Genomic DNA, 8234 nt, shown 5'->3' on the forward strand with positions numbered 1-8234 from the left:
CCATGCCCGTACCGCACCACCTGCGGCTGGCCGTCGCGCTGGACGCCTCGCGGGTCCCGCCCCGCTACGACGCCGCCCACCACACCGCCCTCGCCCGGCTCGCCGAGCGCGGCACCCTGGACTTCGTCACCCTCGGCGACCGCTTCGGCGGTCCCGGCCCGGACGCGCTCGCGGTGCTCGCCCGGATCGCGCCCGCCACCGAACGGATCGGGCTGGTCCCGACGGTGACCACCACCCACACCGAGCCGTTCCACGTCTCCACCGCCGTGGCCACCCTGGACTGGGTCAGCCGCGGCCGGGCCGGTTGGACGGTGGAGGTGTCCACCACCGAGGACGAGGCCGCGCTCGTCGGGCGCCCCCAAGTTCTCGGCTTCGCTCGAACAGGGAGGGACCCCCATCCGGCCGCCCCGGTCGCCGAGGTCTGGCCGGAGGCCGGCGAGGTCGCCGACGTCGCCGGGCGGCTGTGGGACAGCTGGGAGGACGACGCGGAGATCCGCGACCGGGCCACCGGCCGCTTCGTCGACCGCGACAAGCTGCACCACGTCGACTTCACCGGCCGCGCCTTCTCGGTCCGCGGGCCGTCCATCGTGCCCCGGCCGCCGCAGGGCCGCCCGGTGACCGTCGTCGAGGTGACCGGGGACACCGGCGGGCCGGACGGCGGGGGGCCACCCGGCGCGACGAGCGGAGCCGGGCACGCGGCGGCGGCCCGCCGGGAGGTGGCCGCCGCCCGGGCCGACGTCGCACTGGTCCGGGCCGAGGATCCGCAGACCGCCGGCGCCGCCCGCGTCGAGCTGCGCGCCCGCGCCCTGGCCCACGGCCGCGACCCCGGCCGGCTGCTGGTGCTGGCCTCGCTGCCGGTCGAGCTGCGCTCCCCGGCCGACGCCGCCGGCCTCGCCGACCTGCTCGGCGACTGGTTCGCCCAGGGCGCGGCCGACGGCTTCCACCTGCGTCCCGCCGATCCCGCCCGGGACCTGCCCCGGCTCGTCGAGGACACCGTGCCGCTCCTGAGGGAACGCGGTCTGCTCCGCCGCTCCTACGAGGGCACCACCCTGCGCGCGCACCTCGGTCTGCCGCGCCCCGCCAGCGTCTACGCCCTCGCCCGGGAGGTCGGCCGATGAGCCCGGAACGCCGTCCCCGCAAGCAGATCCACCTCGCCGCGCACTTCCCCGGCGTCAACAACACCACCGTCTGGGCCGTCCCGCCCGCCGGCCCGACCACCACCCCTGGCCGAGACGCTGCGCGTCACCCCGCTCTCGGAAGCCAGATCGACTTCGCCTCCTTCGTGCACCTGGCGCGCACCGCGGAGCGCGGCCTGTTCGACTTCTTCTTCCTGGCGGAGGGGCTGCGGCTGCGCGAGCACAAGGGGCGGATCCACGACCTCGACGTGCTCGGCCGGCCCGAGTCGCTCACCCTGCTCAACGCCCTGGCGGCGGTCACCGAGCGCCTGGGCCTGGCCGGCACGGTCAGCGCCACCTTCAACGAGCCCTACGAACTGGCCCGCCGGTTCGCCTCCCTGGACCACCTCAGCGGCGGCCGGGCGGCCTGGAACGTCGTCACCACCTCCGACGCCTTCACCGGGGAGAACTTCCGGCGCGGCGGCTACCTCGACCGCGCCGACCGCTACACCCGGGCCGCCGAGTTCCTGGCCACCGCACGGGAGTTGTGGGACTCCCGGCCGGTCGGTGAGCCGCCGCACCGGGTCGACCACCGCGGCCGGCACTTCACCGTCCGGGGCGGGTTCGGCGTCCCGCGCAGCCCGCAGGGCCACCCCGTCGTCATCCAGGCCGGGGACTCCGCCGAGGGGCGGGAGTTCGCCGCCTCCGCCGCCGACGTGATCTTCACCCGGCACAGCGGGCCGGCGGCCGGCCGGGCCTTCTACGCGGACGTCAAGCGCCGGCTCCCGGCGTACGGGCGACGGCCCGCCGACCTCAAGATCATGCCGGGGGTGACCTTCGTCCTCGGCGACACCCTCGCCGAGGCCCAGGAGCAGGCCGCCGAGATCCGCCGGCAGCAGGTCTCCCCGCAGAGCGCACTGCTCGCGCTGGAGCAGGTGTGGGGGGGTGGACCTGTCCTCCTACGACCCCGACGGGCCGCTGCCGGACATCGACCCGGACCCCGGCGCCGAGCTGGCCCAGGGCCGGGTCCGGATCGCCGACCCGAAGGCGGTCGCCGACAGGTGGCGGGAGCTCTCCCACGCCAAGGGGCTGTCCATCCGGGAGACCGTCATCGAGACGACCGGGCGGCAGTCCTTCGTCGGCACCCCTTCGAGCGTCGCCCGCGAGATGGACGACTTCGTGCAGAGCGACGCCGCCGACGGCTTCATCCTCGTGCCGCACCTCACGCCCGGCGGGCTCGACCCGTTCGTGGCGCGGGTCGTCCCGCTGCTCCAGGAGCGCGGCGCGTACCGCACGGAATACACCGGGACCGCCCTGCGCTCCCATCTGGGGCTGCCGGATCCGGTCCGCCCCGTATGGAAGGACTGACATGACCAGCAGCACACCCGGGCCGGACCCCGTCCAGGAGTGGCAGGAGTGGCGCGACGGGCGCCTGGCCGCGGTCACCGGGCCGTACGGTCCGCTCGCGCTCGTCGGCACGCACTGGCTCGCCGACCACCCCGACGGCCGGATCGCGGGGCTGCCGGGGCGCTGGACGGCCGCCGCCGACGGGGCCGCGGTCGTCCTGGAGGCCGCGCCCGAGGACGGGCTCACCGTGGACGGCGCGCCGGCCGCCGGCACCTTCCGGCTCGGCCAGGACGGCGGCCCGGCGGCGGCCCGGGTCGCCCACGGCGCCCGCCACCTGGTGGTACTGCACCGCGAGGGGCTGTGGGCGGTGCGCGACGTCGACCCGGATGCCCCGGCCCGGCGCGCCTTCGCCGGGATCGACGCCCACCCGCACGACGCGCGCTGGGTGCGGCCGGGCCTGTTCCGCCCGTACGTCGAGCGGCGGACGATCCAGGTGCCCAACGCCGACGGGCGGGAGCGGGGCTTCGTCCTCGGCGGGGAGCTGGCCCTCACCCTCGACGGCGACGAGCACACCCTCCAGGTCGCGGTGGAGCCGGACGGCTCACTGTGGGCGGTGCTGGCCGATGCCACCAGCGGTACCGACAGCTACCGCTTCCGCTTCCTGCGGACGCCCGCCCCGGCCGCCGATGGCACCGTGCCGGTCGACCTCAACCGCGTCCAGCTGCCGCCCTGCGCCTTCGCCGAGCACTTCATCTGCCCCTTCCCGCCGCCCGGCAACACCCTGCCGTTCGCCCTGCGGGCGGGGGAGCGGAACGCCCTCGTCCGCTGAGCCGGACACCGCCCCGCCCGCGGGCCGCACCGCCCCGGCAGCCGTCAACTCGGTTGCCGGGGCGGCGTGTTGGGGGTGCGCGGCGGGGTGGTGCGCGGGGCACGGGATCGGGGCAGCCCTCTTGCGCCACGGGGGTCGGGCACCGGACACTCCCGCTCAGCGAGCGTTTGTCAGGGGCACGCAAAAATCGCGGGGGGTCTCCCGCATGCGCCCGCGTGCCCTTCGGCTGCGCCTCACGGGTCGCCCACCGGCGGCCCCCGATCCCCCTCGGAGGAATCAGTGAGGAACGAGCGCACCACCCCCCGTAGCGGCGTGGCGAGACGCACCCGGCTGATCGCCGCGGCGTCCGGACTGGTGGCCGTCGGCGCCATCGCCCTCCCGACCGCCGCCGGCGCCCAGACCCCCGCCCCCACCGCGACGTTCAACGCCGCCCAGCTCACCGCCGCGGGCAACGCGGTCCGCACCGCGGACGTCGCGGGCACCGCCTGGCGGGTCGACCCGGCGACCCACACCCTGGTCGTCACCGCCGACAGCACCGTCTCCAAGGCCCAGATCGCCAAGATCCAGCAGGCCGCGGGGAGCAACGCCGGCGCGGTCCGGATCGAGCGCACCGCGGGCCGGATCCGCAAGCTGATCTCCGGCGGCGACGCCATCTACGCGCCCAGCTGGCGTTGCTCGCTCGGCTTCAACGTGCGCAGCGGCACCACCTACTACTTCCTGACGGCCGGTCACTGCACCGACGGCAAGCCGCCCTGGTACACCAACTCCTCCGGCACCACCAGCATCGGGCCGACCACCGGCTCCAGCTTCCCCGGCAACGACTACGGCATCGTGAAGTACACCAACGCCTCGGTGGCGCACGCCGGTACGGTCGGCAGCCAGGACATCACCAGCGCCGGGAACCCCACGGTCGGCCAGACGGTCACCCGCCGCGGCTCCACCACCGGCATCCACAGCGGCAAGGTCACCGCCCTGAACGCCACGGTGAACTACGGCAGCGGCGACATCGTCTCCGGCCTCATCCAGACCACGGTCTGCGCCGAGCCCGGCGACAGCGGCGGCCCCCTCTACGCGGGCACCAAGGCGCTGGGCCTGACCTCCGGCGGCAGCGGCGACTGCACCAGCGGCGGCACCACCTTCTTCCAGCCCGTCACCGAGGCGCTCAGCGCGTACGGCGTGAGCGTCTACTGACCGGCTGAGACCAGGCGTCGCAAGGCAGGAGGGTCTCCGCCGATCGGCCGGCGGGGACCCGGCGGCGGGCCCGCCGCGAGCCTCGACCGGCCTCCGGGCCGGGCCTACCATGGAGGCAAAAGCGACTTAACGCGACGTATCCGTACGTGATCCGTACGCGTCGCGACGGCACACGTCAGGGGGCCGTGATGGTCGGAGAACTGGTGGCGGCCGGGGTGGCGCTGGCCTCCGCGGGAACGGTCTATCTGATGGCCGCGGCGCGCGTGGTCAAGCAGTACGAACGCGGTGTGGTGCTCCGGCTGGGGCGGCTGACGTCCCCGGTGCGCGGTCCGGGCTTCACCATGATCATCCCGGCCGTCGACCGGATGCGTAAGGTCAACATGCAGATCGTCACGATGCCGGTGCCCGCCCAGGAGGGCATCACCCGGGACAACGTCACGGTCCGGGTGGACGCGGTCGTCTACTTCAAGGTCATCGACGCCGCCGACGCCATCGTCGAGGTGGAGGACTACCGCTTCGCGGTCTCCCAGATGGCCCAGACCTCGCTGCGGTCGATCATCGGCAAGAGCGAGCTGGACGACCTGCTGTCCAACCGCGAGAAGCTCAATCAGGGCCTGGAGCTGATGATGGACAGCCCGGCCATCGGCTGGGGAGTGAGCGTCGACCGGGTCGAGATCAAGGACGTCTCGCTGCCGGATGCGATGAAGCGCTCGATGGCCCGCCAGGCGGAGGCCACCCGGGACCGCCGGGCCCGGGTGATCAACGCCGACGCCGAACTCCAGGCGTCCCGGAAGCTGGCCGAGGCCGCCGCGGCCATGTCCGACCAGCCCGCGGCGCTGCAACTCCGGCTGCTGCAGACCGTGGTGGCGGTCGCCGCCGAGAAGAACTCCACCCTCGTCCTGCCCTTCCCCGTGGAGCTGCTGCGGTTCCTGGAACGCTCCGGCCTCCAGGCCGAGGCGCAGACCGCGCAGGTGGCGGCGGAGGCCGAACGAGCCCGTGCGCGGCAGCCGGCCGACGATGACGCCGGCCCGCCCCCGCCCCCGCCCCCGCCCCCGGCTCCGGTGGAGGACGGCCACGTCGACGCCCTCCCGGTGCTGGAGGACCTCCCGGAGTCCGAGCGCCTCGGGTAGCGGCCCGCTGTAACACCGTCACAGACGACCGTCGTACCACGGTACGACGGTCGTCCGCCGTTGTGCGCCGCCCGTGCGGCCGGCGTCGGGCCGCTGCCGGTTCGGAATTCCGGGGACGCTTTCCGGACAGCTGCGGCCCTCACACTTCGGGCGCCGCCGACCGCGCCGTGCGCCCTCTGATGTCCGCACTCAGGAGTTCGGCGCGCGCATATCGGTGTGAATGGCGTGTGGTGAAAACGTGAACTCCCGTATCTGAGACCGGAACCCGGTCTTGTGCACGAGTGAGGCGGGTGGGAATACTCGGCTCCGTTGGCATGGACGCGACTCCCCGCGGCAGCGCCACGGGGCCGGCCGTCCGTGCCCGGTACCTCGCACCTCACTCTCGGGCCCACCCGACTCCCCACAGTCCGGGCCCATCCCCCCACGGGAGGTTCTGAGTTGACGCACCGACGCATACCCCACCGCCGCGCGATGCTGGCCAGTGCGGGCGCGCTCGCGCTCGCCGCCACCGCGACCGTCACCCTCGCCAACGCCCACGCGGCCCCGGCCCCTTCGGCGGCCAAGCTCTCGCCGGCCGCCGCGACCACCCTGGCGTCCCAGCTCAAGACCGGTACGGCCGGCGCGTTCTACGACGCCAAGGCGCAGAAGCTGGTCGTCAACGTCGTGGACGAGGCGTCCGCCGCGACCGTCCGGGCCAAGGGCGCGGAGGCCAGAATCGTCCAGCACTCGATGGCCCAGCTCGACGCCGCGCGACAGACCCTGAGGGCCAAGGCGACCATCCCCGGCACCGCCTGGGCGATGGACCCCAGGGCCAACAAGGTCGTGGTGACCGCCGACCGCACGGTCACCGGCGCCAAGCTGGACCGGCTCACCACGGTCGCCAAGGGCCTCGGTGGCACCGTCGAAATCCGCCACAGCAAGGGCGAGTTCAAGCCGCTCATCGCCGGTGGCGACGCGATCTGGGGCAGCAGTGCCCGCTGCTCGCTCGGCTTCAACGTGGTCAAGGACGGCCAGCCGTACTTCCTGACCGCCGGCCACTGCGGCAACGCGGTCAAGGAGTGGTCCGACCAGCAGGGCGGCCAGACGATCGCGACCACCGAGCAGTCCAAGTTCCCGGGCAACGACTACTCGATCGCCAAGTACACCGGCAACGCCGAGCACCCCAGCGAGGTGGACCTCTACGGGGGCACCCAGAAGATCTCCAAGGCGGCGGACGCCACCGTCGGCGAGAAGGTGAAGCGCAGCGGGAGCACCACCCAGGTGCACGACGGCACCGTCAAGGCGCTGAACGCCAGCGTCAACTACCAGGAGGGCACGGTCGACGGGCTGATCCAGACCGACGTCTGCGCCGAGCCCGGTGACAGCGGCGGCGCCCTCTTCGACGGCGAGAGCGCCCTCGGCCTCACCTCCGGCGGCAGCGGCGACTGCACCAACGGCGGCGAGACCTTCTTCCAGCCGGTTCCGGCCGCCCTCCAGGCGTACGGCGCACAGATCGGCTGACCTCGGCCGCACCGGCCCCCGGCCGACGGCGGACACCGGCCCCCGGACGCACTCCTCGTCCGGGGGCCGGCGCTGTCGCCGCCCTGCCGCCGCGTTCCCGACGTCATCTCGGGAAGCGCTCGGGGGCGGTTCAGAACTCGAAGACCGAACCCTTGCCGGCCGTCATCGCGCAGGTGTTGGCGAAGACGTGCGTGTACCCGACCCGGCGGCCCTGCCAGACGCCGTCCGCGGTGACCAGGATCGGGTCCCACTCCTTGGTGCACAGCCGCTCGCCGGCCGCCGCGTTCTGGGTCACCGCGTCGAAGTTGCCGGCGACCGAACGCAGTTGGGCGCAGGCGGACTTCGCGACCGGGTGGCTTCCGGAGGCCCCCGGCATACAGCTGAGCGTCACCGCGCGCTCCACCGTGGCGGTCGCCCAGGTCTCGCCCCGACCGACCGTCAGTACCAGCTCGGAGGAGGCGTAGAGGCCACCGGTCCGGGCGGGCTGGGCCGGAGCGGCCGCGGCCTGCGCGGTGGTGGACAGTGCGCCCAGAACCAGCGCCGCGCCGATCGCGACCGCTCCAGTGATGTACCGCATGACGAACACTCCCTTGCTCGTAGGTGCAGATGCCGGACGGGAGTCTGGCTCAACCGCATCTCAAACGCACGCGGTCCGATCACTTTCGGTCGATAGATGAAAGCTGAGGGTAATGGCGCGAATGCGTCCGGCGGCGGGGGAGCGGGGTGCCCGGGGGTGGTGCGCGGCCAGCGCGGATGAGAGTCCTCCGGCGGCGCCGGGAGCGCCCGCGGACGGGGGTATCCGGCCGCCGACCGGTCGTTCGGCCGGGCTTCGATCTCCGGCGATTGGCCGAAGGGCAGGGCCTTCCCGGCCCGGCGGGCCGGGTGCGGCCGAGAAGGCTCATGAAGATCTTGGTGAGGGGCTGTCCGGCCGGAGGCCGGGCAGCCCTTGTTCGTTATGTGGTGGCCAGGGCGAGTTGCCAGCTGTCGCCAGTGTGGGTGAGTCCGAGGTTGGTCAGTCGGCGAAGATTGAGGGCGGCTGCTCGGGTGTGGAGCCAGATGTTGTTGTTGATGGTTCCGCGGTAGCGGAGTCTGCGGTTGCCGTGCTGGACGAGCCAGGCGACG

General features: G+C 73.8%; 6 protein-coding genes and 1 pseudogene. 6 read left to right on the forward strand and 1 reads right to left on the reverse strand.

What is annotated here, in order from left to right; translation table 11 throughout:
* Window positions 1-2: 2 nt before the first annotated feature.
* From CG747_RS41620 to CG747_RS41645, 6 genes and pseudogenes are all read left to right on the forward strand, one after another.
* Window positions 3-1118 carry an LLM class flavin-dependent oxidoreductase gene (locus tag CG747_RS41620; RefSeq protein WP_100607099.1) on the forward strand — a complete coding sequence of 372 codons (1116 nt, stop codon included), beginning with the start codon at window positions 3-5 and terminating at the stop codon, window positions 1116-1118.
* Window positions 1115-2483 (forward strand): annotated as a pseudogene (locus tag CG747_RS41625) (LLM class flavin-dependent oxidoreductase). The gene CG747_RS41620 and the pseudogene CG747_RS41625 overlap by 4 nt, the downstream one beginning before the upstream one ends.
* A gap of 1 nt (window position 2484) precedes the next feature.
* Window positions 2485-3291: a DUF1684 domain-containing protein gene (locus tag CG747_RS41630; protein WP_100607100.1), complete on the forward strand. Its 807-nt coding sequence runs from the start codon at window positions 2485-2487 to the stop codon at window positions 3289-3291.
* A gap of 279 nt (window positions 3292-3570) precedes the next feature.
* A complete protein-coding gene (locus CG747_RS41635; protein WP_100607101.1) occupies window positions 3571-4482 on the forward strand; it encodes a S1 family peptidase in 912 nt (303 codons plus the stop codon).
* A gap of 188 nt (window positions 4483-4670) precedes the next feature.
* Entirely contained in the window at window positions 4671-5612 is a 942-nt protein-coding gene (locus tag CG747_RS41640) for a slipin family protein (RefSeq protein ID WP_100607102.1), read from the forward strand.
* Window positions 5613-6083: 471 nt separating this feature from the next.
* Window positions 6084-7112: a S1 family peptidase gene (locus CG747_RS41645; protein WP_100607103.1), complete on the forward strand. Its 1029-nt coding sequence runs from the start codon at window positions 6084-6086 to the stop codon at window positions 7110-7112.
* A 130-nt stretch (window positions 7113-7242) separates the two neighbouring features.
* On the opposite strand, the gene CG747_RS41650 is transcribed toward CG747_RS41645, so the two are convergent.
* Window positions 7243-7689 carry an SSI family serine proteinase inhibitor gene (locus tag CG747_RS41650; protein ID WP_100607111.1) on the reverse strand — a complete coding sequence of 149 codons (447 nt, stop codon included), beginning with the start codon at window positions 7687-7689 and terminating at the stop codon, window positions 7243-7245.
* Window positions 7690-8234: the final 545 nt, after the last annotated feature.

The organism is Streptomyces sp. CB02959 (assembly GCF_002803155.1).
Taxonomy (GTDB): Bacteria; Actinomycetota; Actinomycetes; order Streptomycetales; family Streptomycetaceae; genus Streptomyces.

Coding starts and splice junctions, on each gene's coding strand:
- CG747_RS41620 (WP_100607099.1), top strand. CDS start 3: ATGCCCGTACCGCACCACCTGCGGCTGGCCGTCGCGCTGGACGCCTCG.
- CG747_RS41630 (WP_100607100.1), top strand. CDS start 2,485: ATGACCAGCAGCACACCCGGGCCGGACCCCGTCCAGGAGTGGCAGGAG.
- CG747_RS41640 (WP_100607102.1), top strand. CDS start 4,671: ATGGTCGGAGAACTGGTGGCGGCCGGGGTGGCGCTGGCCTCCGCGGGA.
- CG747_RS41645 (WP_100607103.1), top strand. CDS start 6,084: ATGCTGGCCAGTGCGGGCGCGCTCGCGCTCGCCGCCACCGCGACCGTC.
- CG747_RS41650 (WP_100607111.1), bottom strand. CDS start 7,689: ATGCGGTACATCACTGGAGCGGTCGCGATCGGCGCGGCGCTGGTTCTG.